1 protein-coding gene is annotated in these 771 nt (G+C 54.1%); it reads right to left on the bottom strand.

Annotation, left to right across the window (positions count from 1 at the left end; all coding sequences use genetic code 11):
- Positions 1–241: 241 nt before the first annotated feature.
- A partial coding sequence (locus AC3WLD_RS18825) for a restriction endonuclease (protein WP_492558397.1) occupies positions 242–771 on the bottom strand: 530 nt, incomplete at its 5' end.

Raw genomic sequence — 771 nt, 5'->3', positions numbered from 1 at the left:
ATCTCCGCCTCCGCTCGATACGGGGGCCATTGAATCAAATCACCCCCTCAAAGACGAGGGTTTTTCGAGGCGTCCAGCTGCGATTTTCGCGAATGCCGTCTGCATACGGGTTCACACGAAGACGCCAAGAGGGCGTGTTCTCTGTTCTCTTCCGTCCGGAAATGCGCTCTTTGGGGTGCAATTGGGGATTTAGTAAAGTGTCACGGAAATTCGCGAGTAAAGTGTCACCGTAATCCAATCGCTAAACTTCACCTTCGGCCAAGAGGGCACGTGCTTCTTTCAGGTCAATTTTTGCCTTTTGCCCATGACGTTGCATCATGTGTAACAGGTTAGCCCCGTTCATCAACGTCAGGGGTTTGCCATTGGCGAATGAATAGGCATCAGGGCCATAGTCTGCGGTTGTGACCAGAATGCCGCGTGACGCGCCCTCATTCATCACTGTGCCGTACAGATCGCGAACTGCCGAGACCCCAACAGTTCGGGTATATCGTTTCGCCTGGATAACGATCTTGCCGCCGGTAATCGGATCGGGGTCGAAAGCCACGGCGTCTACGCCACCGTCGCTGCTGGCTTGAGTAACCTTCACCTCGCCACCACGAGAAGCAAATTCTCGTTCAAAGAGCTCTCGCACCAAATGCTCAAAGTCGTCCCATGAAATGGAAGCGAGGTTCGTGCCTTCATCGATCCCAGATCCAACTGGACGCCTCGAAAAACCCTCGTCTTTGAGGGGGTGATTTGATTCAATGGCCCCCGTATCGAGCGGAGGCGGAG

The organism is Novosphingobium sp. FW305-C-111 (assembly GCF_058783565.1).
This window is presented reverse-complemented; position numbering and strand designations above follow the sequence as displayed.